We start from the raw sequence: 21786 nt of genomic DNA, 5'->3' as shown, positions 1-21786 counted from the left end.
GCTATCCGATAGCTTACCTGTATGAAAGGTCTCGGGCTATGCCGTCCGGCTCGCGGGCTTCGCCGATCGGTGCGCTACCAACAGCTATAGCCGCCGTCCGCGAGGACGATGCTGCCGGTCATCAGGCTCGCCGCATCCGACGCTAGGAACGCGACGATCGATGCGACTTCTTCGGGTTCGCCGAGACGGCCCTGCGGCGTGCCGTCGATCCAGCGCTTGTACATCTTGCCCTCGCGATCCGCGAAGCTGTTGAGAACGGTGTTGATATAGGTCGGCGCGACCGCGTTGACGCGGACGCCGCGTGGCGCCCATTCGGCAGCGAGGCTCTTGGTAAGCTGGTGCACCGCGGCTTTCGATGCGTTGTAATAGCTCTGCGGTTGCGGTCGGTTGACGATGAAACCGCTCATCGACCCGACGTTGACGATCGCGCCCTTCCCCGCCGCCAGCATGTGCCGGCCAAAGGCGCGCGCACACCAGAAGGTGCCGTTGAGATTGACGTCGAGCACGTTCAGCCAATGCTCGTCGGCGACGTCCTCGGCTGGGGTCCCGCTGCGCGCGATGCCGGCATTGTTGACGAGGATGTCGATCGCCCCGAGCTGGTCGGCGACGGCGGTCACGCGGGCGGAATCGGTCACGTCCATCGCAATACCGTCGACCGCATAGCCCTTGCCTGAGAGCGCGACATGTCCTGCCGCGATCGCCGTCTCGTCGCGATCGGCGATCGTCACGTGCGCGCCCATCTCCGCCAGCGCTTCGGCACACGCCAGACCAATCCCCGCCGCGCCGCCGGTCACGAGCGCGCGGCGACCGGTAAGCTTCAGTCGTTCGAGATACATGATCGGTCCTCAGGGCAGGAAGGGTGCGGCAGGCATGACGGGCTCATGTCGCGCCTCCTGCCGGACAAACGAATAGACCTGCCGCGTCTCGGCATCGAATGCGCCCCAGGGCAGGCGGCCGTCGGTCGCGAACCGGATCCACAGCGCGTGCATCCGTTCGGCCAGATCTTGCGGCGGATTGGGTCCGCACAGCCCCTGCTCGCCGGTCGCGCACGCCAAGGCGTCGAACACGAACGGCAGCTCCATGCCGTGCGACGCGCCGAGCTCGCCGCCGAACATCGGCGAGCGCCAGTCGAACTCGTACATGTGCGTACGCCCCTTGTGCGCCTCCGCAAATCGCCGCGCGGGCCAGCGAAAAACGAGATCGTTCATCGCATCGGTCAGCGCCTGTCCGGGTTTGCGGCCCTTCGTGCCGATCCCGTAGGCCTTCAGCACCTTGCGCGCATGCGGTTGCGACTTGTGGAGGACATAGGTCGCCAGCAAACGTCCGATCTTGTCACGCACGCCGGTGGGAACGAGATACAGGTTCATCTCCTCGGCATTGGTACCGATCAGCAGGTCCACCTCCGCGCCCGCGCCGTTCGCCAGCGCATCGAGCGGACGCTGCGGCAGCACGTCGTCGCCGTGGACCGGGACGAAGCGGCTTATTCCGAACACCGGTTCGTGGCCCGCCTCGTCGCGCAGATCGATCCGCGCAGTCGGTGCGGATACCGCCTCTACCGCGTCGATCAATGCGTCGTACGACACGCTGCTAAAGCCGGTCGCGTCGGGGGTGATCTTCAGGAACTTGGCCAGCTTCTTTACCAGTCGCTGCATCACCGGGACCGAGCGAGTCATGCCGCCATGGCCGCTTTGAACGATCGCGCGCCGGAACAATCCCCTGGCGAGCGGCGAGGCGATCAGGTCGGCGATCGCCATCGCGCCCGCGGACTCACCGAACACCGTGACGTTGTCCGGATCGCCGCCGAACGCGGTTATCCCGTCCCCTACCCATTTCAGCGCTGCGATCATATCGCGCAGCCCAAGGTTGGTCGGCACGCCCGGAATCGGCAGGAAGCCGTCCACGCCCATCCGGTAATTGATCGCGACGCAGATCACGCCGTCGCGCGCGAACGTGCCGCCGTCCTGCACCGGCGCATCCTTGCTGCCGATCACGAACCCGCCGCCGTGGATGAACACCATCACCGGCAGGCCAGTCCGGTGGTCATCAGGCCGCCAGATATTCGCCGTCAGATAGTCGTCGCCCGGCGCCCAGCCTTCACCGATCAACGGTACGGTATCGAGGCCGGGAAACGCCTTGGTCCGCTGCGGCGCATTGGGGCCGGTCACCGTCGCGTCGCGCACGCCTTGCCACGGCACGACCGGTTGTGGCGGCGCGAACCGGTTCGCACCCACCGGCGCCGCGGCGTAGGGCACGCCGAGGAACCGCCGCACGTCGCCTGTGGCACTCCCCTGCACGATACCGTCGGCGGTCGAGACGATGGGTTGGCTCACGATGTTCTCTCCTCCCGATCCGCAGCTGCGGTCGGAGGACTAAGGTAGCAGTCCGGCAAAGTACGTCGCGAACTCACGTTATGCGCATCGTTGCTTTTATCGTGCAGTCCGGCGAGCCGACGAGCGCCCGCGTTACCAGGCCCCAGTTCCGGTCGCGCCCTGCTGGTATTCGGCGATGCGCCGCCGGGTCGCGGGAGATGTGGTCTCCGGCAGGTCGTCTAGCTTAAACCAGCCAGCCTCTTCGATCTCTCGCAGGTCGGCACGGTCTAGTATCCCGCTCGCCGCGGTTCGCACGACGAAGATCACGATATGGTCGTCCTTGCCCTCCCCGCGACTGTGATAGATGCCGAGTACCCGCTCGATCACCGGGTCGGCGATCGCCACTTCCTCGGCAAGCTCACGCCTCAGCGCGGCGGCGATACTCTCGCCCTTCTTCACGCCGCCGCCCGGAAGATACCAGTGATCGGCATAGGTGTGCCGTACCAGCGCGACCCGCCCGTCCCGGTCCAGCAACAGCGCGCGAACACCGATCGTGCGCGGCTTGGCGATCCGCCAGACCAGCCGCGCCGCCTTGCCGATCAGTCGATGACGTACACCCACGCGCTTATTCCCCAACCGTTGATCGCCGCGTCGCAAGCGTACCCCAAAACCTGGTTCGACGTGCCGTATGCTTCTCGGTGGGCACAGCCATGCAGCGGACGGGCACAGCAAATGGTTTCGTCGCTTGCGCCGAACGCGCGCAGATTGCGAGCGCTCCCCTGAGATCCGAATCACTGCGGGGAGACGCGTCGGGACGACGTCATCCCGCCGCGTTTGCCATCCCGAACATCGGCGAGGCGGTATGGCGTGGGAGAGCGACGGTGAAAAAGCTTCTGCTACCAGTAGCGATCGTGGCGGGCGCCGGATTGGCGATGGCCGGGACCCTGAGCCTGTCCGCACGATCGGGACTTGAGCCGAGGTCGGCGCCAATTCGCATCGTCAGCGGCGGCGTCGATGCATCGGTAGCCACGCCGTCACCCGCCGCCTCGACCGCGTCAGCCCCGGAACCCTGCACTGCGCTCACCAACTCCGCCGGCTCGACCGAACCCGCACCAGGTACGACCAAGTGCGGCCTGCCGAGTCATGTAACCTTGCAGGATCGCGTGTGGTTCGGCGCCTATTGGCAACTGCTCGCCACGCCGATCATCCTCGGCGGGGGCTACGTCAACGCGCGCGTCGAACGGACCAGCGACGGCAACTTCTTCGACGGCATCGTCGACAAGGTTGACGGCAATGGTCAGGTCACGGACGTCATTCTCGCCTTCGCGGGCGCGCAGGGGCTCGACGCCGTTCAGGGTGAATCGATCCTCGCGGGCATTCCCCTCGACGAGGCGACGCGCGCGACGCAGGTCTACGAGCGGCTGCTGAACGATCCGCGCTATGCCAATGCGCGCATTCACGTCACCGGGCATTCGCTTGGCACCGGCTATACCCAATATATCCTGGCCTACGCGCTCAAGACGCACGGCGTGGCCGCGACCGACGCGCGGTCCGACTTCCTGGCATTCGGCGCGCCCAACTGGCTCGCCTCGGCCGCGGCGCACTTCGGGGTCGACCCGGAGTTGGTAGCGGCGCGCATGGTCGACTTCACCGCCGCGAACGATCCGGTACTCCTGAACGGCGTGGTGCGGATCGGCATCAACAATCATTTGCCCGCGTTCACCGGGCTACCCGGGCTCGGCGGCGCGATCGACGTCATCGGCGCGCACTGGCCGACCACCTACGCCGCCGCGCTCGGCCTGCCCGACTGGCTGTCGGCGGCCGACCAGAAGGCGGCAACCAACGCACTCAGCGCACAGTTCAAGACGGGCGACTCGATCTCCCCCACCTACGGACCGGCGGGCGGCATGCCGCTGACGGTCGACGGCAGCGGCAAGGCTGAATGGATCTCTGGGCTGGGCGGGGCAGATCGGCTGATCGGCCATGGCGGCGCTGACGTGCTGACCGGCGGGGCTGGCGCTGATCGCTTCGTCTATCTCGATCGCAGCGATAGCGGCACCTCGCCAGACGGCGAAGATCGTATCACCGACTTTTCGCAGTCCGAGGGCGATCGCATCGATCTGTCGGCGCTCGCCGTACTGCCGCTCAAGTTCATCGGCACGGCACCGTTCACCGGACCAGGCCAGGTCCGCATAGCGTTCGAAGACGGTGCCACACTGGTGATGGTCAACCTGGACGGCGACCCGTCACCCGATTCCATCATCCGGCTGAGCGGAACCATCACGTTAACGCCACGAGACTTCATCTTGTGATGGCCGAGACATGCAAATGAGCGCAAAACCATGACGCGACTTCGACGGGCGAACAATGTTGCCGACCTGCGCCTGATGGCGCGCAAGCGGCTGCCGCGCCCGATCTTCGACTATATCGACGGTGGCGCCGATGACGAGGTATCGCTGCGCCAAAACGTCAGTGCGTTCTCGCACTACGAGCTGGTACCGGACGTCCTGAACGACGTCTCGGCAATCCGGACCGGCACGACGCTGTTCGGACAGCCATCGCGCTGGCCGCTGATGCTGGCGCCGACCGGCCTTACCCGCATGTTCCACGGCCATGCAGAACTCGCCGTCGCGCGTGCCGCAGCCCGGCACGGCATCCTCTACAGCCTGTCGACGATGGGAACGACGCGGCTGGAAGACCTTGCCCAGGCATATGCCGGGCCGAAGGTCTTCCAGATCTATATCTTCAAGGACCGCGGCCTGACAGCGGAGTTCGTCGCGCGTTGCCGGGACGCAGGTTTCCACGGGCTGGCGCTGACCGTCGATACACCCGTCGCCGGCAACCGGGAGAGAGACCGGCGCAGCGGACTGTCATTGCCGCCCAAGCTGACGCTCAAGTCGCTCATGAGCTTTGCGCGTCATCCCTCATGGTCGCTGCCTGCACTGACAGGATCGAAATTCGATCTCGCGAACGTCAGCCACAAGATCGACGCGCTCGCATCGGGGCCGATGAGCCTGTTCGACTATATCGGCGGCCAGTTCGATCGCTCGGTCGGTTGGCGCGAGGTCGAATGGCTTGCGCGCGAATGGAACGGGCCGCTCGCGATCAAGGGCGTGATGACGCCGGAGGACGCGCGCCGGTCGATTGCCTCGGGCGCAACCGGCGTGATGGTCTCCAATCACGGCGGTCGGCAGCTCGATAGCGCGCCTGCGCCGATCGACCAGATCGCGGCAGTGCGCGACGCCGTCGGCGATGCGCCGGACGTCATCTGCGACGGCGGTATCCGGCGCGGCTCGGACATCGTGAAGGCGCTGGCGCTGGGCGCGACCGCCTGTTCGATCGGACGCCCCTATTTGTACGGCTTGGCGGCAGGCGGAGAGGCAGGCGTCGACCGCGTACTGACGCTGCTCACGGAGGAGTTCGACCGCACAATGACCCTGGCAGGCGTGAACGATATCGCGGCCCTGGCCCCGCGCCATGTTCGAATGAACCGCGCGCAGGCGAAACCCGCCGGTACCTTTTGATCGTCATCGTTATCACGTCTGACGTGATCCAAGCGTTGTCTGTGGCTGCCGACCTGTCGGACGGCGCCTTCCAAGACATATGCTGAATTCCTTGCCTCAGTCCAAACCGTGATCCGCCTCTAGCGTGACCACCCTTGACATATATCCCTCCCGCATATTAGTAATATGCCAGAAGGATATATGGGTGCGAGATGAACGAGACTGAGTTCCTCGATGGATATGATCCACACCGGTACGATCGCCCATCGGTTGCTGTCGATCTGATCCTGGCCAGCGTCGTCAACGGTAGGCCCGCCGCGTTGCTCATGCAGCGTTCCGAGCATCCTTGCCTTGGTGCGTGGTCGCTACCCGGTGGGTTTGTCGGCATCGACGAGAGCCTCGATGCCGCGGCACACCGCGTGCTCGAAACGAAAGTGCGGATGGCGGACGCGTATGTCGAGCAACTCTACACGTTCGGCACGGTCGACCGTGACCCGCGCACCCGAGTTATCAGCGTCGCGTATTTCGCACTACTTCCCCCTGCCCGCTTCGCAGCCGCGCTGAAAGCCTCTCCCGACCTGACATTGGCCGAACTCGTTGTCCCGTGGTCCGGCGAGACCGGCGGGCCGGTCGAGGCGCGGTCACAGGATGGAGACGCGCTGCCGCTCGCATTCGACCACGCCGACATGCTCGGCCTCGCGATGCTGCGGTTGCGCGGCAAGCTCGATTACTCGGATGTCGCCTTCGCTCTGCTGCCCGAACGCTTCACACTTCGGGCACTGCAGGACGTCCACGAGACGATCCTCGGGCGATCGCTCAACAAGCCGGCCTTTCGCCGCCGCATGCTCGCCACGAACACGCTGGTGGCGACCGGCGAACGCGAGACCGGTGCCTCGTTCCGTCCCGCCGAACTCTTCCGCCACCATTCGACACAGGAGTAACCGTCATGGCCTCGATAAAGAACCTCGGTTTCCTCGCCCAATTGCGTAGCGATGCGAGCAACCACGTCATCCGCTACCGCAGCGGCAAGGTGAAGCAGAGCGGGCGCGGGCTGGTTTTCTGGTTCCGTCCGGAGACCGCGAGCATCGCCGAACTGCCGATGGACGACCGCGAGATGGCGATCTTCGTGAAGGGCCGCAGCCAGGATTTCCAGAGCGTGGCGATCCAGGGAACGCTGACCTGGCACGTCGCCGATCCCGAACTGCTCGCCTCGCGCGTCGATTTCAGCCTGGGCCTGCTCACCGGTGCCTACAAGAGCGAACCGATCCAGCGGATCGAGACCCGGCTCGCGGGGCTCGTCAACCAGGCCGCGTTGCAATATCTCGCGCAGGGCTCGGTGCGGGCGCTGCTCGATGCCGGTCCCGAGCCGCTGCGCCACCAACTCGAGGCTGCGCTCGCCAACGATCCCGCGTTGAACGAAATCGGCATCGCGGTCACCGCGGTCCGCCTGACCAACCTCGCGCCATCGAGCGAACTCGAACGCGCGCTCCAGACCCCGACGTTCGAGGCATTGCAGCAAAAGGCCGACCAGGCGACGTTCGAACGCCGTGCGCTCGCGGTTGAGAAGGAGCGTGCGATCGCCGAGAACGAACTCGCCAACCGCACTGAGCTTGCCCGGCGCGAGATGCTGCTCATCACGCAGGAGGCCGAGAACGCACGCAACCGCGCGACCGGTCTGGCCGAGGCGCAGCAGGTCGAAGCAGGCGCGGAAGCCGAGCGCATCCGCACGGTCGAGAGCGCCAAGGCGGAAGCGGAGCAGGCTCGGATGACGATCTACCGCGACTTGCCACCCGGCGTAATGCTCGGGCTCGCCGCACGCGAGCTGGCGGGCAAGCTGGATACGATCGAGCATCTGAACATCACGCCCGACCTCCTCGCGACCGTGCTCGGCGAATTCCGTAATGCACAGCCAGCCCCGACGGCTCAGACTGCGCTGCCCCGCTGATGGCGACCAACGCGCCGCGCGCGGTCTTCGTCACCCGCGAGACCGACTATGACCTCCTGCTCGCGCGGCACGCGACGCGTGGGCAGGCGAAGTTCTTTCTCGATACGCGCGGCCAGGACATCGACGTGATCGAGGATCGGCACCGTCGATTCCACGCCACGCTGCATCAAGCCCGCTCGCTCGTTCCCGATGACTGGCGGCAGGCGAGTGTCGCTCGTGCCGACCTCGACCGCTTCCTGTTTGGCCCCGAGGACGTGATCGTCGCCGTCGGGCAGGACGGGCTAGTCGCCAACGTCGCGAAGTATCTCGACGGGCAACCCGTGCTCGGGCTCAACCCCGCCCCCGATTTGTACGACGGCGTCCTGATGCGCGTGCCGCTCGCGCGCCTGTCCGCGCTGCTGCCGGCGAGCGTCTCGGGTGCGGCGCCGGCCGAGCAGCGGACGATGGTCGAGGCGCGGCTGGATACCGGCGAGCGGCTGCTGGCGCTGAACGAGGTGTTCGTCGGTCATCGCAGCCACCAGTCCGCGCGCTACCGGATCACGTGCGGGGACCAGGCCGAGGACCACTCGTCGAGTGGGCTAATCGTTGCGTCGGGGACCGGCGCGACGGGCTGGGCACGCTCGATCATGGAGGCGACGCATGCCGCCCTCCCACTCGATCCGCAGGAACGCGCAGTCGGCTTCTTCGTGCGTGAACCCTTCCCCAGCGTGGCAACCGCGACCTCACTTCGTGCCGGCAAGCTCGCGGGCGTGCCGCTCGCGGTCACGTCGCGGATGAACGACGGCGGGGTGATCTTCGCGGACGGCGTCGAACAGGATTTCTTCGCGTTCGACTGGGGCCGCGGCGTCACCATCGCCCCCGCCACCCGCACCCTCCATCTCATTACCGGTTGAGTCGTTCGGCACAGTGTTCGCTCAAGGCCAACACCGCCGCCCGAGACAACGGCCTTCGTGCTGGTCAGCTCAGGACGTCAGTAGCGGTAACGCAATACGGCCTTGCCGCCTGGTGGCAGCAGCGGCGACCAAGTAGAAATTCCGTCGATACGACGAACCTCCTCGCCGTCGGCGTCGATCGCCTGGCCTGCGGCGCCGATCGCCACGTCGAGCTTCACGGGAAACGAGTTGCCGTTGCTCGCCGTCACGACGGCCTCGTGCGAACCCGCGGTTCCTGATGCCAGCGCCCCCGGCGGGCTCAGCACGGCGACTGCCTGGGTTAGCGTCACACGGCTACTAACGCCGGCGGCCAGACGAACCGTCTCGCCAATTGTGCGGTCGCCGATCGTTCCCAAACCGAGAAGCAATCGGCCGCCTGCCTGCTCCGCGTAGAGCGCAGTGCTGCCGGCGGGCAGCGGCACGCCCAAGCTGTGCTGTTTATCGTTCTTCAGCACCAGCACGATCGACGTCGGCACACCGTCGAGTTGTTGTCCGGGATACACCGCTCGCCGGTAGCGCCGCTCGACCGGCACCGCCTTCTGAACGATCAGGGCAACCTGCTTCTGTCCCCTGGCCGCGACGGTGGTCGGCATCGGCACGCGGTACAGCTTGAGGTCACCCAGGTCCTCGGGTGGCGGTGGTGGTGGCGGTGGTGGTGGTGGCGGTGCCGGAACCGGCGCAGATAGCGCGAACTCCATGACTCGCGATCCGGTTACCACGATCTCTTCGGCCAGCTCGAATTGCTTTTGCCGTAGGTCGGAGGTCGTCGTGCCGAGCGGGTAGCAGACCAATCGCAGCGCACCAGCCGTCACAGGGATCGCCGGGACCGCGACGCGGTTGAGCCGGCCTGCGACAGCCTGAACGTCCGCGTTCGCGAAGATCTCCGGATTACCGTTGGCGAGAGTCAGCCAAGCGAACAGGTCGACCGTGCGACCGTCGGCGGCAAGCGACGTGACGTAGCTCGCTCGCCAGTCGAAGCCCGAGGACAGATAGGAGAGTCGCACCGTGACCGTGCGCGCCGCCGGGCTGGTCGTCGTTACGCTCAGCACCGGCTTGCTCGACAGGCTCGCTGGCACCCGGGCGAAGTTCAACCGCTCGGCCAGACCCGAGCAGCGCAACGCCTCGATCCCGGCAGTCGTGCGTAGGATAACCCCCGGTGTCGGGCCGGCAACGATCGTCGCGGGTTCGCTCACCAACCTTCCGCTAACCTTGTCGGTGCGGGTCAGCGTTACCTCGCGACCAAGCGTGCCATCGACCAGCGAGGCGGGCGACAGCAAGCGGGCGTCGCGGTTCTTTTCGATCGTACCGCCAGGTAGGCCGTCGACGATGGCGCTGACAGGGACGATCCCCTCCGCCACGCCTTCGAACCGGATCACTGCGGATCCCCGAGGCAATCGTACGCGACGGGTCTCCGTCACCAGGGCGAAGCCACCGAGATACCGCAGGTTCATCGCGCCCTTGCCGTAAGGCGAGCGGTATACCGTCAACGCGACGTGATCGGGCGCGGACGACGTAACGATGGCCGTGCGGGTCTGCGCTTCCGCCCCTCCCGACAACAACACGCCCGTCAACAGCGCGAGGAGCAGCCAAAGCCGCATCAGTAGCGGGTGTCGAAGGTCACAGTCACCGTCGCGGTGCCGTTGGCCGGCACTGGGACTTGCCACGTCATCGTGCCGGCGTCGCGACGCTCGCCCTTGGCGCTATCCGTAACGACGCGCACGTCGCCCCCGTCGAGCCCCCCCTGCACGAGTTCGACCGTCACCGGTCGGCCGCGTGCATTGGTCAGCGTATACCGCATCGCCGTACGCCATCGGCTATCACCCTGCCGCGTCCGTGATACGGTGGTTGGCTGCACCTTCACGTCGAAGGCATCGCCTGTTGGCAGCGCGATCGTCGATCCTTGGGGAGTATGCTCGATACGGTTTTCGCCCGTGAACTGTGGTTGGCCACGCGCGTCGCGGACATAGACCCGGACCACGCCCGCCGGCAGCGCGTCGCCCAGGCCAGCCGCGCCCGAGTTGCTGAAACGGAGCACCGACTGCGCGCTTCGTGGCTCGTCCGAGCTGCCCAGCCAGCCATTCTCGAACCGATAGCCCGCGCTTGCCGCAACGCCCTTCGCGTCGAGGAAACTGACCTGCTTGGTCTGCTTGTCGGCGATCGTGGTGCGCTCGGCCAAAGGATACAGATAGAAGTCGCCGAGCTGCCCGCGCGCGGTACTTTCGGTTCCAGGCAGAGTCGTCGTCATGCGGCGGCGGCGCGGGGTGTAATTGCCGTTCCCGTCATCATCCGTGCTGCCGACCTCGCCAGCGACCAGCAACGTTCTGGCGTTGCCGAACGTCGTGCCGCTGGTGTTCTTCAACGTCACCCAGCCTTGAACGTCCACCGTCCCACTCTTGTCGTCGAACAATGCGACATAGTCGGCACTCCAGCCTAGCCCACGGCTCAGGTAGGACAGCGTCGCCGGGCGCGATCCCGCACGCGTGCTGGCCAGCGTCACCGACAATGTCGGACGGGCTCGCAACGCATCGGGCACCCGGTCGAAGATCGCGCGCACGGGCAGTCCGTCGTCGCGCAACACCTCGACATGACCGTTCACCTCGATGACGACGCCGCCATTGACCGCCAACACTTTCGCACGGTCGCGGGTCTCGGTGCCGGTAGCGGGGTTGGTGCGCACCAGCGTGATCGTCTCGCCTACCGCTTTCTCCATCAGGCTCGAGGGGCTGAGCAGATCATAGTCGAAGTTCTGCTCGACGATCGCGGCATCGGGCACCGTCAGCGATACCGTCTCCGGCCTGATCGACGCGCTCACGTCGGGAAAACTCTGCCGCACCCGCCCGTCTGCCAGGGCCAGCGACCGCACGTCCTGCACCAGCGCGACGTCGTTATTGTAGATGGTGACCGACACGTCCCCCTGCGCGCTACCCGCGGTCGGCGAGTCGGCCGGGGGCGGCATTTGTTGGCCGCTCGCCGCCGTCGACCCGAGCAGCATTGCCAGCCCATACGCTCGCCGGATGTTGTCGCGCACACCATTCTCCCCTGAGTGCGCGACAATGACGCGGTCGGATCGGAAGGGCAATGCGACAATGCCCCGGCTTAGCGCTGGAAAGGCGTGGGATCGTTGGTTGCTGCGTGATCAAGCAGAAGCCCAATCGACTCCCGATGGCGCTGAACAGAACGTACGGAATCTCGAATTGCGCCGGGCCTCGTCGAACTGGCTCAAGGGGTTAGCAGCCCAGGCCATCTGCTCCAGGTCAGCAGCCCACCCGATGCTCTGCCGTCAGCGCTTCCCGCAGGGTGGCGCGTAGATCTTACCGGGGACTTCATGACGGCGGTGCGTCGTTGCGAAAGTTGGAGAGTGCCGACAAGCGGATTTGCGGCCGTTACCGCGGAGGCGTTCGTTTACGACGCATCCTGACAACTCTCGACCACCGCTGGAAAGGGCTTGGCCGGGCGCTGATGACCGCCCTGCGCGCGAAGCGTCGTGATCCGAACCTGCCCGAACTGCTCGTCGCAACAGCGAATAGCCGGGCGTTGTATCGGACCATGGGATGGGAAACTTTATCGACCTATCGACGGCATCGATCCCAATGGTCTGATTGCGGCCCCTGGCGGATAGCGGACCCGACTTTCAATCTGGCGGTTTTCGTTCAAGACTAGGTATCGAGAATCTGATCAACCCAACAAGGCTCTTCCTGACGAGGTGGCGCCCCGACGAGGCCTAATCGTCTTCCCCTCTCGCGACAGCAACATATGTAATTCCCGGAGCAGTTTAGCGGCAATTTCCGCAGACTTCGGTGGACTTTACTTTACGGACAGCTAGCCACGCGCTCAGTTTTGAGAGGACGTAATTATGGGCGAACGGGTCGGGATCGCAGTGATCGGACTGAATGGCGCGGTGGCCACCACCGCGGCCGCGGGGATCGCGATGATCCGCGCGGGGTCGAACGACCTGTCGGGCCTGCCGCTCGCCAGCCGCGACGTCGACGGCATGGCAGCATACCGCGATCTCCATTTCGGCGGCTGGGACCTCAGCCATGACGACCTCGCGACCGCCGCGCTCAAGCACGGCGTGCTGAGCGAAAGCGAGCTCGCCAACGGCGCGTCCAGCCTGTCCGACATGCGACCTTGGCCGGCCGTCGGTTCGACCGATTTCTGCGCGAACATCGACGGCGCGAACAAGATCGCCGCGCCCGGCCACCGTGCCGCCGTCCGGCACATCCAGGACGATCTCGCGCGGTTCAAGAGCGAGCAGAATCTCGACCGCGTCGTGATGATCAATCTCGCCTCGACCGAGCGCAAGGCCGATCTCGGTGCGGACGCGCTGACTAGCGTCGAGGGCTTCGAACGCGGTCTTGATGCCGACGACGCGGCGATCAGCCCGGCGATGCTCTACGCCTATGCCGCGATCGCTAGCGACACGCCCTATGCCAATTTCACGCCGTCGGTCGCCGCCGACGTCGCACCGCTTGCCGAACTCGCCCGCCAGCGCGGCGTGCCGATCGCCGGCAAGGACGGCAAGACCGGGCAAACGCTTCTCAAGACGGTGATCGCGCCGGCGCTGCGCGATCGTGCGCTGCATGTCGACGGCTGGTTCTCGACCAACATCCTCGGCAACTCGGACGGCCTCGCGCTCGACGATCCCAAGAGCCTCGCGTCGAAGGTCGATACCAAGAAGTCGGTGCTAGACCAGATCCTCGGCTATCCGGTCGAGGATCACATCATCATGATCCATTATTACAAGCCGCGCGGCGACAACAAGGAAGCGTGGGACAACATCGACCTGACCGGCTTCCTGGGCCAGAAGATGCAGTTGAAGTTGAACTTCTTGTGCAAGGATTCGGTGCTGGCAGCCCCTCTCGCGATCGAGATCGCGCGGTGCCTGGCGCTGGCGCAGACGCGCGGCGAAGGCGGTGTGCAGGACCAGATGGGGATCTTCTTCAAGATGCCGCAGACCGCCGACGGCGGCGAGCCGATCCACGCGTTCGGCGAGCAGCAGCTGATCCTCGACACCTGGCTCGATCGCCGATGACGTTCGACGCGGCGCATCTGCCGCTGCTGCGCGAACTCGGCGACCTGAAGCGGATCCGGTCGGCGGAGCGCGAGGGGTCGATCGCCGAGCGTTTGTTCGCGCGCGGCTGGGCGGCGCTGGCGGCGGGCGAGGCGCCGGCGGCGGTGATGCGTCGCACGGTCGCCGCCGCGCTCGCCGCGGCGCGACTGGGTGATCTCGACCGCGCGACGCTGGCCGAGCTTGGGCTGTCCGATGCGGAAGCGTGTGCGGTGCTCGAACGCGGGTTCGACGAGGTGGCGGTGTTGCTCGACCCGGCGCTCGCGGCCGACCTCCGCAATGCACTGCCCGAGGGCGCACCGGCGGTGGGGCCGGTGCCGCGGTTCGTCACGCAACTCGCGACGCAGCCGCGTGCGGGCGTCACCTGTCCGGGTCGGCCGCGCCTGTTGCTCCAGCCGCCGGAGAACCATGCCGAGCACTGCCTAATCGTCGCGGTGTACGGCGTGCTCGCGGCACCCGGTTACGGCGCGGACCCGGCGGAGGTGTTCCTCGCGTCGATGGCGCATCATTTCCATAATGCGGCGATGCCCGACGCGGGGTTCACCGGCGAAGTGCTGCTCGGCGACCTGCTCGACTGCGTGATCGACGCAGCGCGCGAGCAGGCGATGGCGATGCTCGACCCGGCGGTCGCGGCGCAGGTTCGCGCGGCGATCTTGCCGATTGCGGGTGACGCGACGCCCGCGGCACGCGCGTTCCACGCCGCCGACGTCCTAGACCGTGTTTTGGAGATCGAACAGCACACGCGCGCTGCGTCGGCGACGATGGACAGCGTCCTGCATACCTACGAACTGGTCCACGCCGGGCCAGTCAAGACGTTCCACGACCGCGTTCTGGCGGACGTCGGCCTGCTGTGACCTATCGTTCGCCCGTCACCGGACGGCCGCTCGTCGCGGATACGCCGCATTCGCTGGCCGCACCTGGCGAGCGCTGGCCGGTGGTCGACGGCATCCCGTATCTGCGGACCGACAGCGAGGGGCTGGTGGCGGTGGCGCTCGACCATCTCGACGCAGGCTGCCCGGACGATGCGCTGGTCGCGCTGCTGACCGATCAGGATGCGTGGTGGACCGGCCCTGCGACCGATCTCGGCGAGCTGAAGCAGCTGGTGCGCGAGCGTGACACGCTGTCGTTGCGTGCGGCGATGAATTTGCTGCGGATGGGGCCCGTCGCGGACTATTTCGCGCATCGCTGGAGCGATCCGACGTACCTCGCCGGGCTCGCGCTGGTCGAGGCGCATTGGCGGCAGCCCGGGACCGGGTTCGAGTTGGCGTGCGGGATTGGCCACTATCTCCGCGAGCTGGCAGCGCGAGGCGTCGCGTGCGTCGGCGCAGACGTCGTGTTCTCGAAATGCTGGCTTGCAAAGCACTGGGTCGCGTCGACCGCAGAGTATGTCGTGTTCGACGCGGCCGCTCCGTGGCCAATGGAGACGCACAAGTTTGACCTGGTCGCGTGTCACGATGCCTTTTATTTCCTGCCCGACCAGCCGCGGATCGCCGGGCTGCTGCGTGATTCCGTCGCACCCGGCGGCGTGCTTGCCGTGAGCCATCTCCACAACGCCGCCGTCTCTGGCGGGGCAATGGGACCGGCACGTGCTTCGGCAGAATGGGCAGCGCTGTTTCCAGATGCCGTCGTTTATGACGAGCGCGAATTGCGTCGTGCATTGCTCGCAAGCGATGCGCCCGTAGCGACCCGATGGTCTGACGATTCCGCTATCGAGGCATGGTCGATCATTGAGGCGGATGGCGTCGAGGCGGATGGCCGCGCTGCGCGTGCCCTGACCGGCGGGCTGGCGATGCCTCTCGTCGATGCGGTTCTAAAACCGAATCCGTTGCTCGACGGCGATACCCCGGACTGGCCCTCCGATCGCTACCGCGCGGAATATGGCGATGCGTGCACATGGCTGTCGGATGATGGTGATGCGGCGCGGAACCGCCGTATCCTCGACCTGCCGGCGCGGTGGTAAGCATGCGCTGGGGGATCGTCGGCTTCGGCTGGGTCGCGCGCGATTACATGGCGCCGGGCATCGCAGCCGCCGGCGGGACGCTGGTCGCGATCGCCGACCCCTCGCCGATCGCGCAGGCCAGCGCGTTGTCCGGCGGCATCCTCGCCTATGATACCGCCGAGGCGATGCTGGCCGATGCGGCACTCGACTGCATCTACGTCGCCACGCCCAATAATCTTCATGCCGATCCGGTGCGGGCCGCCGTAGCGGCGGGCGTGCCAGTGCTGTGCGAAAAGCCGATCGCCGCGACGCTGGCCGATGCCGAAGCCATCGGATCGGTAGTCGCGGGGCACCTCTACGGCACCGCGTTCGACCAGCGCCATCACCCCGCACATCGCGCGATGGCAGAGGCGATCCGCGACGGCGCCATCGGCCGACCGATCGCGGTACGGATCGTCTACGCCTGCTGGGTCGACCCGAGCTGGTCGCCGTCCAGCCAAGGCGGCGGCTGCAACTGGCGCGCCGATCCGGCGGCCGCGGGCGGCGGTGCGGTCATCGACCTCGCACTGCACGGCCTCGATCTCGCGGCGATGCTGGTCGACGAACCGCTCGTGCGCCTGCATATCGACCTGCAGCGGCGCATCCATGACTATCCGGTCGACGATGGCGGCATCCTGTCGGGTCGCACCGCAGGCGGCATCCTGGTCCAGAGCCATGTCGCCTATAACTGCCCCGAAGTGCTGCCCCGCCGCCGGCTCGAAATCCTCGGCGAGGACGGCCTGCTCGTCGCGACCGACACGATGGGCCAGACCGAAGGCGGCACCGTGATGCGGCGTTGCGCACGCACCGGGAACGAGACCGCCCTCCCCTTCGACGCCGCGCTGTCGCCATTCACCGCGCAAGCCGCCGCGTTCGCCGCCGCCGTCCGCGGCGATGCGCATGATTTCTCGATCCACAGGGACCTGTCGCTGATGCGCCTTTTCGACGCCGCCTATACCGAGGCGCGATCATGCCTCTGAGCTGGTATGCCTGCGCGCATTGCGGTTTCTGGCAGCGCCATTTCGCGCCCGCCGACTGTCCGGTGTGCAACGATACGCGCAACGACCTGCCCGAGGATGGTTGGCGCTTCCTCCCCGAACAGGATGTTGCCGCAAGCCATGACGGCAGTTGGCGACAGGTGGCCGACGATCTCTGGGCCTTCACCACGACACCGCATCTCGGGCTCGGCGGTACTGGCTGGCTGATCGTCCGAGAGGGCGGCAACATCGCTTTCGAAGCTGCGCCCTATTATTCGCCTGCGATGCTCGAACAGATCGAACGGCTGGGCGGCATACGCTATCTCGCGGCCAGTCATGCGCATGGCTATGGCGCGCTGTTCCAGCTCCAGCGCGAATGCGCGCCGGAGATGCTTGCGATCCACAAGGACGACCTCGGCATGACCAAGGCGTTCCGCGTCACAACGCCGTATGACGACGTGCTGGAGATCGCCCCAGGCTATACGCTGCATCACGTCGGCGGCCATTACGAAGGCCAGGCGGCGCTCCACGATGCGGTCGGTAAACGCCTGTTCTGCGGTGACATGTTCAAGATCGACCAGGACGCGGCAGGCGTCAGCCACGCGATCTCGAGCCACAAGGCGTTCCACAAGGACATCCCGCTGACGCATGGCGAGATCCGCCAGTACCGAGACGTGATCGCACCGTTGGCGTTCGACGCCGTCCTGACCCCGTTCGAATATGCCCCCGAAGTCGGTCGCGACGTCGCTGTCGCCGTGCTCGACGAGGCGCTGGCTCGTGCGCCGGGCGTGAAGAGGATTCCGCTATGACCCGCACTATCACCGGCCTTCCCGAGCAACTCGGCGCGGCCTGCCATCTGTATCTTGATGCGTTCCCTGCCGGCGACATCGTCGCGTTTCCGATCGACGGCATCGACCGCGTCGGCATCCCCGTCTGGGTGGTCGCGCTGTTCCCGGAGACCGCGGACCTCGGCGGCATCATGCCGTACGGCGTCGGCTATGGGGCGACCGACGAGGCCGCAATCCTGGGTGCGCTGGGCGAGATCGCCGAGATGGTCTGGCCGACGCTCACCCTGTCAGCGCGCGGCAAGACGCACGGCAGCTATGCCGACCTCGTCCGCGAACGCGGCGAGCGCGGGATCGCCGATCCGCTGACGCTGTGCCTTCCCGCAGGATCCCCGGTCGACCGCAATACGCCGCTCGACTGGGTCGAGGCCAGGCGGTGGGCGGACGGCTCAAGCGTCCTCGTACCGATCGACCTCGCCGCCTATTCCGCCAAGGAACTGGCGCCCGGCTACGTGCCGTTCACGACGATTATCTCGAACGGGATGGGCGCGGGGCCGGACCTCGACTGGGCGATCGGCCACGGATTGTGCGAGATCCTCCAGCGCGACGGCAACGGGTTGCTGTTCCGCGCGCTCGACCGCGGCGTCGCGATCGACCTCTCCGAAAGCCTGCCTGCCGAGATCAGCGACCTGATCAACCGGTTCGCCGCCGCCGACGTCCGCGTGATCCCCAAGTTCGCGACCGACGAATTCGGCCTCGCCAACGTCTATTGCGTCGGTGTCGATGCGCGCGAACCCGCGGTGCCGATCATGGCAACGGCCTGCGGCGAGGCGGCGCACCCCGACGCGGTGCAGGCGCTGGCCAAGGCGATCGCCGAATACGCCGCCAGCCGCGCGCGCAAAGCCTTCGCGCACGGCCCGATGGCGCTTGCCGAGACGATCGCGCCACCCGGCTATATCGACCGGTTCATGGCGCAAGCCGGCGGTGCCGCTAAATCGAGCGATGGCCGCGCGTTCTCGGAAATGCAGCGTTGGACCGATGTCGACGCAGCGACGCTCAGGGACTGGCTCGCCGGCACGATGCTCGCCGAGCGCAGCCGCCACGCCTTTGCCGACCTGCCCCGCGCGGATGTTCCCGATGCGCGCGCGCGGGGACGACTGGCGAGAGAGGCGGTCGAGGCGGCCGGGTTCGACATTCTCTACGTCGACATGTCCCCCGCGGATGCCAGCGTCGCGGTCGTCAAGGTGATCGTGCCCGGCATGGAAGTCGAGACGATGAGCTATTACCGGATCGGCGAGCGCAACGTCGCCAAGCTGGTCGCGCTCGACAGCCCGCTGGTCAGCTTCGGCGGCGAAGAAAGCGCGACGCGCCTGCCCGTCCGCCTCACCGAGGAAGCAGTCGCGCGGCTCGGGGGCCAGCCGTTCTTCGATACCGCGCTGGCGGACGAAATCGTCGGCCCGCTCTATCCGCTCTACCGCGAGCCCGAAGCGCATCACGTTGCCTGGTCCGAACAGAGCCTCGAGACGGAGGCGGCACGATGACGCTGCGGTTCGCCTACAACACCAACGGCGCGGCCAACCACCGGCTCGACGACGCGCTGCACCTGATCGCCGACGCCGGCTATGACGGCGTCGCGCTGACGCTGGATCATCATCACCTTGATCCTTTTGCCGACAATTGGACGCGCGAGGCGGAGCGGGTCGGCGCGCTGTTGCGGTCGCTCGGGCTGGGCTCGGTGATCGAAACCGGCGCGCGCTATCTGCTCGATCCGCGCGACAAGCATGAACCGACGCTGGTCACGGCAAACTCAGAGGGCCGAGACCGCCGCGTTGCGTTCCTCGCCCGCGCGCTCGAGGTCGCAGCGATTCTGAATGCCGAGACCGTGTCGTTCTGGGCGGGCGTACCGAAGCCTGGTATCGCGCGTGAAGACGCACTCGACTGGCTCGATGCGGGGCTCGGCAAGGTTGTCGAACATGCCACTCGCACCGGCATCCCCGTCAGCCTCGAGCCCGAGCCCGGCATGCTGATCGAGACCGTCGCGGACTATGCGCAACTCGCGCTCCGCCATCCGGACCTGCGGCTAGCGCTCGACACAGGCCACTGCCTCGTCACGCAGGATATAGCGCCCGACGCCGCGGTGCACGCCTATGCCGACCGTCTCGGTACCGTCGCGGTCGAAGACATGCGCCGCGGGGATCATACGCACCTCCCCTTCGGCCAGGGCGACATGGACATTCCCGCCATCCTCACCGCGCTGGAGTCGATCGGCTTCGACAAACTGGTCTGCGTCGAATTGTCGCGCGAGAGCCCCCGCGCGCATCAGGCTATTCCGGAGTCGATCGCCTATCTTCGCGCGGCGCTTAACTGATGCGGATCTGCTTCGTCTCGCGCCGCTTCTTCCCCGCGATATCGGGGATGTCGATCTACGCGATCAACCTGTTGCGCCAGCTTGTCGCGGCGGGCCACGACGTGACGATGATCAGCCAATATTATGGCGATCCCGCGCGCGCGCGCGTATATGGCGGCGGCCCCCCGCCACCGGTTCGGGGCGTGCGCGTCGTCGGCCTCGAAGCGCTGGGCGAACAGGATGGCGGCGATTTCGAGCGCGATATCGACGCAATCGTCGAGGCCATAGCACGCGATCATGCCGTCAATCCGTTCGACATGCTCCACGCGCAATATGGCTATCCGACCGGCTGGGCGACGATGATCGCAGCCCTCCGGCTCGGACTGCCCTGCGTCGTGTCGATCCAGGGCGGTGACGGGCATTGGGTCGGCTCGTGCTGCGAGACGCACCGGCTCGCGATGGTCCGCGTGCTCGATCATGCCGGCGCGCTGCTGATCGGCGGCAACAGTTTCGCGGGCGAAGTCCACGATCGGCTCGGCACCCCACTCGACCGGTTCACGATCGTTCCGGGGGCAGTCGATACCGACCATTTCACGCCGGCATCCAGTGTTGCGCCCGAAGGTCCGGTCCGCCTGCTTTATCACGGCCGCGTCGACCGCCGCAAAGGCGTGCTCGACTTCCTCCAGGCGCTGCCGGACGTGCGCGGCGACTGGCACGCGACCATCTCCGGCATCGGCCCTGACGTCGACCCCGCGCAAACGCTCGCGACCGAACTCGGGCTTACTGCGCGCGTGACGTTCAGCGGCTATGCGGATTATGACGCGGTCCCCGAACTCTACCGCGAACACGACGTGTTCGTGTCGCCGACCTATGCCGAGGGGTTCTCGAACACCATCCTCGAGGCGATGGCATGCGGCCTCGCGGTCGTCTCGTGCCAAGCTGTCGGCGTCGTCGACTGCGTCCGCGACTACGAGAATGGGCTGCTGACCGATCCCGGCGACGTGCCGGCGCTGGCAGCCTCGCTGACCCGCGTCATTACCGATACGAACCTCCGCACGCGCTTGGCGACTGCCGCGCTGGAAGAATGCCGCCGAGTGTATAGCTGGGACGCGGTCGGGCAGCAGATCGTCGGCATCTACCGCGACCTGCGTAACCAGCCGCAAGCCGCCTTCGACACCGACCTGCCGATCACGCCCTGCCGTTTCCGCAGCGAGCCGCATCTCCTGTGAGCGATCGATGAAGCTGCTAGCGATATCGCCGCATCTGGACGATGCCGCCTTCTCCGCCGGCGGGCTGCTGGCGTCGCGCGTCGACGAGGGCTGGGATGTCACCGTCGCGACGTGCTTTACCGGCAACGTCGCACAGCCGACCGGGTTCGCGCTCGCGTGCCAGCTCGACAAGGGGCTTGGCGCGGACGTCGACTATATGGCGCTGCGCCGTGCCGAGGATCACGTGGCGTGCGAAGCGCTTGGTGCGCGCGCGATCCATCTGCCGTTCCTGGAGGCGCCGCACCGTGGTTACACCTTGGCAAAGATGCTGTTCGCGGCACGGCTGCCCGACGACCGGATCGTCGTCGATGTCGCGGCTTCACTAGCCGAGCTTCTCGCGACGGAACGGCCTGATCTCGTCCTCGGGCCACTGTGCCTTGGCAACCATGTCGACCATCACGTCGTTCTGGAGGCGATCCGGCGGTCCTCTGCCGATTACACCGTGTTGCTATGGGAAGACTGGCCTTATGCCGATCGCGAAGACCGCGTTGCCGCCATGCCCGCGGTGATCGAACACCTAACGCCAGAGACACGCGCACGTCGGATCGCCGCCTGTGCCGCGTACACGTCGCAGCTCGGCTTCCAGTTCGGTGGGGTGGAAGCGATGACCGAGCGGACCGAGCGGATCGTCGAGGAACGTTTTTACCCCCTCCAAGCGTTCTGATCGACCGGCC

General features: G+C 66.5%; 20 protein-coding genes. 15 read left to right on the top strand and 5 right to left on the bottom strand.

Annotated features, from left to right (window positions below; all coding sequences use genetic code 11):
- Positions 1-74: 74 nt before the first annotated feature.
- From AC59GX_RS16315 to AC59GX_RS16305, 3 genes are all read right to left on the bottom strand, one after another.
- Positions 75-836, bottom strand: coding sequence for an SDR family NAD(P)-dependent oxidoreductase (locus tag AC59GX_RS16315; RefSeq protein ID WP_426282326.1), 762 nt, complete (start codon positions 834-836; stop codon positions 75-77).
- 9 nt (positions 837-845) lie between these two features.
- Positions 846-2330 (bottom strand): carboxylesterase/lipase family protein, encoded by a 1485-nt coding sequence (locus AC59GX_RS16310; protein ID WP_426282327.1) that lies wholly within the window; start codon positions 2328-2330, stop codon positions 846-848.
- A 132-nt stretch (positions 2331-2462) separates the two neighbouring features.
- Positions 2463-2930, bottom strand: a complete 468-nt coding sequence (locus tag AC59GX_RS16305; protein ID WP_426282328.1) for an NUDIX domain-containing protein — start codon at positions 2928-2930, stop codon at positions 2463-2465.
- A 260-nt stretch (positions 2931-3190) separates the two neighbouring features.
- Between AC59GX_RS16305 and AC59GX_RS16300 the strand changes: the two genes are divergently transcribed.
- The 5 genes from AC59GX_RS16300 (at position 3191) to AC59GX_RS16280 (ending at position 8650) form a co-directional block, all read left to right on the top strand.
- Positions 3191-4621, top strand: a complete 1431-nt coding sequence (locus tag AC59GX_RS16300) for a M10 family metallopeptidase C-terminal domain-containing protein (RefSeq protein ID WP_426282329.1) — start codon at positions 3191-3193, stop codon at positions 4619-4621.
- Positions 4622-4651: 30 nt separating this feature from the next.
- Entirely contained in the window at positions 4652-5833 is a 1182-nt protein-coding gene (locus AC59GX_RS16295) for an alpha-hydroxy acid oxidase (RefSeq protein WP_426282330.1), read from the top strand.
- A 191-nt stretch (positions 5834-6024) separates the two neighbouring features.
- Positions 6025-6753, top strand: a complete 729-nt coding sequence (locus AC59GX_RS16290) for an NUDIX hydrolase (protein ID WP_426282331.1) — start codon at positions 6025-6027, stop codon at positions 6751-6753.
- A 5-nt stretch (positions 6754-6758) separates the two neighbouring features.
- The gene (locus AC59GX_RS16285) at positions 6759-7757 is read left to right on the top strand and encodes an SPFH domain-containing protein (RefSeq protein WP_426282332.1); all 999 of its coding nucleotides are present in this window, start codon (positions 6759-6761) and stop codon (positions 7755-7757) included.
- Positions 7757-8650: an NAD(+)/NADH kinase gene (locus AC59GX_RS16280; RefSeq protein WP_426282333.1), complete on the top strand. Its 894-nt coding sequence runs from the start codon at positions 7757-7759 to the stop codon at positions 8648-8650. The genes AC59GX_RS16285 and AC59GX_RS16280 overlap by 1 nt, the downstream gene beginning before the upstream one ends.
- 77 nt (positions 8651-8727) lie before the next feature.
- On the opposite strand, the gene AC59GX_RS16275 is transcribed toward AC59GX_RS16280, so the two are convergent.
- Entirely contained in the window at positions 8728-10287 is a 1560-nt protein-coding gene (locus AC59GX_RS16275) for a DUF4139 domain-containing protein (protein ID WP_426282334.1), read from the bottom strand.
- Positions 10287-11645 carry a DUF4139 domain-containing protein gene (locus AC59GX_RS16270; RefSeq protein ID WP_426282451.1) on the bottom strand — a complete coding sequence of 453 codons (1359 nt, stop codon included), beginning with the start codon at positions 11643-11645 and terminating at the stop codon, positions 10287-10289. The genes AC59GX_RS16275 and AC59GX_RS16270 overlap by 1 nt, the downstream gene beginning before the upstream one ends.
- Before the next feature lie 341 nt (positions 11646-11986).
- Between AC59GX_RS16270 and AC59GX_RS16265 the strand changes: the two genes are divergently transcribed.
- From AC59GX_RS16265 to AC59GX_RS16220, 10 genes are all read left to right on the top strand, one after another.
- Positions 11987-12349 carry a GNAT family N-acetyltransferase gene (locus tag AC59GX_RS16265; protein WP_497302076.1) on the top strand — a complete coding sequence of 121 codons (363 nt, stop codon included), beginning with the start codon at positions 11987-11989 and terminating at the stop codon, positions 12347-12349.
- 193 nt (positions 12350-12542) lie between these two features.
- The gene (locus AC59GX_RS16260; RefSeq protein ID WP_426282335.1) at positions 12543-13721 is read left to right on the top strand and encodes an inositol-3-phosphate synthase; all 1179 of its coding nucleotides are present in this window, start codon (positions 12543-12545) and stop codon (positions 13719-13721) included.
- Positions 13718-14611, top strand: a complete 894-nt coding sequence (locus tag AC59GX_RS16255) for a hypothetical protein (protein ID WP_497302075.1) — start codon at positions 13718-13720, stop codon at positions 14609-14611. Before AC59GX_RS16260 ends, AC59GX_RS16255 begins: the two co-directional genes overlap by 4 nt.
- Positions 14608-15717, top strand: a complete 1110-nt coding sequence (locus AC59GX_RS16250) for a class I SAM-dependent methyltransferase (RefSeq protein WP_426282337.1) — start codon at positions 14608-14610, stop codon at positions 15715-15717. Before AC59GX_RS16255 ends, AC59GX_RS16250 begins: the two co-directional genes overlap by 4 nt.
- Positions 15718-15719: 2 nt before the next feature.
- Positions 15720-16715, top strand: coding sequence for a Gfo/Idh/MocA family protein (locus AC59GX_RS16245; RefSeq protein WP_426282338.1), 996 nt, complete (start codon positions 15720-15722; stop codon positions 16713-16715).
- A complete protein-coding gene (locus AC59GX_RS16240; RefSeq protein ID WP_426282340.1) occupies positions 16706-17521 on the top strand; it encodes an MBL fold metallo-hydrolase in 816 nt (271 codons plus the stop codon). The genes AC59GX_RS16245 and AC59GX_RS16240 overlap by 10 nt, the downstream gene beginning before the upstream one ends.
- Positions 17518-19038, top strand: coding sequence for a YcaO-like family protein (locus AC59GX_RS16235; RefSeq protein ID WP_426282341.1), 1521 nt, complete (start codon positions 17518-17520; stop codon positions 19036-19038). Before AC59GX_RS16240 ends, AC59GX_RS16235 begins: the two co-directional genes overlap by 4 nt.
- A complete protein-coding gene (locus AC59GX_RS16230; RefSeq protein ID WP_426282342.1) occupies positions 19035-19865 on the top strand; it encodes a sugar phosphate isomerase/epimerase family protein in 831 nt (276 codons plus the stop codon). Before AC59GX_RS16235 ends, AC59GX_RS16230 begins: the two co-directional genes overlap by 4 nt.
- Positions 19865-21073 carry a glycosyltransferase family 4 protein gene (locus tag AC59GX_RS16225; protein WP_426282343.1) on the top strand — a complete coding sequence of 403 codons (1209 nt, stop codon included), beginning with the start codon at positions 19865-19867 and terminating at the stop codon, positions 21071-21073. Before AC59GX_RS16230 ends, AC59GX_RS16225 begins: the two co-directional genes overlap by 1 nt.
- A 7-nt stretch (positions 21074-21080) precedes the next feature.
- Complete coding sequence (locus tag AC59GX_RS16220; RefSeq protein ID WP_426282344.1) at positions 21081-21776, top strand: PIG-L deacetylase family protein; 696 nt, start codon at positions 21081-21083, stop codon at positions 21774-21776.
- The last annotated feature ends 10 nt before the right edge of the window (positions 21777-21786 follow it).

It is taken from the genome of Sphingomonas sp. 320_CC (genome assembly GCF_059691795.1).
Note: the sequence above shows the minus strand (reverse complement) of the source record. Positions and strands in the feature narration are given on the sequence as shown.

Coding starts and splice junctions, on each gene's coding strand:
- AC59GX_RS16235 (WP_426282341.1), top strand. CDS start 17,518: ATGACCCGCACTATCACCGGCCTTCCCGAGCAACTCGGCGCGGCCTGC.
- AC59GX_RS16280 (WP_426282333.1), top strand. CDS start 7,757: ATGGCGACCAACGCGCCGCGCGCGGTCTTCGTCACCCGCGAGACCGAC.
- AC59GX_RS16290 (WP_426282331.1), top strand. CDS start 6,025: ATGAACGAGACTGAGTTCCTCGATGGATATGATCCACACCGGTACGAT.
- AC59GX_RS16220 (WP_426282344.1), top strand. CDS start 21,081: ATGAAGCTGCTAGCGATATCGCCGCATCTGGACGATGCCGCCTTCTCC.
- AC59GX_RS16275 (WP_426282334.1), bottom strand. CDS start 10,287: ATGCGGCTTTGGCTGCTCCTCGCGCTGTTGACGGGCGTGTTGTTGTCG.
- AC59GX_RS16315 (WP_426282326.1), bottom strand. CDS start 836: ATGTATCTCGAACGACTGAAGCTTACCGGTCGCCGCGCGCTCGTGACC.
- AC59GX_RS16245 (WP_426282338.1), top strand. CDS start 15,720: ATGCGCTGGGGGATCGTCGGCTTCGGCTGGGTCGCGCGCGATTACATG.
- AC59GX_RS16225 (WP_426282343.1), top strand. CDS start 19,865: ATGCGGATCTGCTTCGTCTCGCGCCGCTTCTTCCCCGCGATATCGGGG.
- AC59GX_RS16255 (WP_497302075.1), top strand. CDS start 13,718: ATGACGTTCGACGCGGCGCATCTGCCGCTGCTGCGCGAACTCGGCGAC.
- AC59GX_RS16285 (WP_426282332.1), top strand. CDS start 6,759: ATGGCCTCGATAAAGAACCTCGGTTTCCTCGCCCAATTGCGTAGCGAT.
- AC59GX_RS16270 (WP_426282451.1), bottom strand. CDS start 11,645: ATGCCGCCCCCGGCCGACTCGCCGACCGCGGGTAGCGCGCAGGGGGAC.
- AC59GX_RS16230 (WP_426282342.1), top strand. CDS start 19,035: ATGACGCTGCGGTTCGCCTACAACACCAACGGCGCGGCCAACCACCGG.
- AC59GX_RS16240 (WP_426282340.1), top strand. CDS start 16,706: ATGCCTCTGAGCTGGTATGCCTGCGCGCATTGCGGTTTCTGGCAGCGC.
- AC59GX_RS16260 (WP_426282335.1), top strand. CDS start 12,543: ATGGGCGAACGGGTCGGGATCGCAGTGATCGGACTGAATGGCGCGGTG.
- AC59GX_RS16295 (WP_426282330.1), top strand. CDS start 4,652: ATGACGCGACTTCGACGGGCGAACAATGTTGCCGACCTGCGCCTGATG.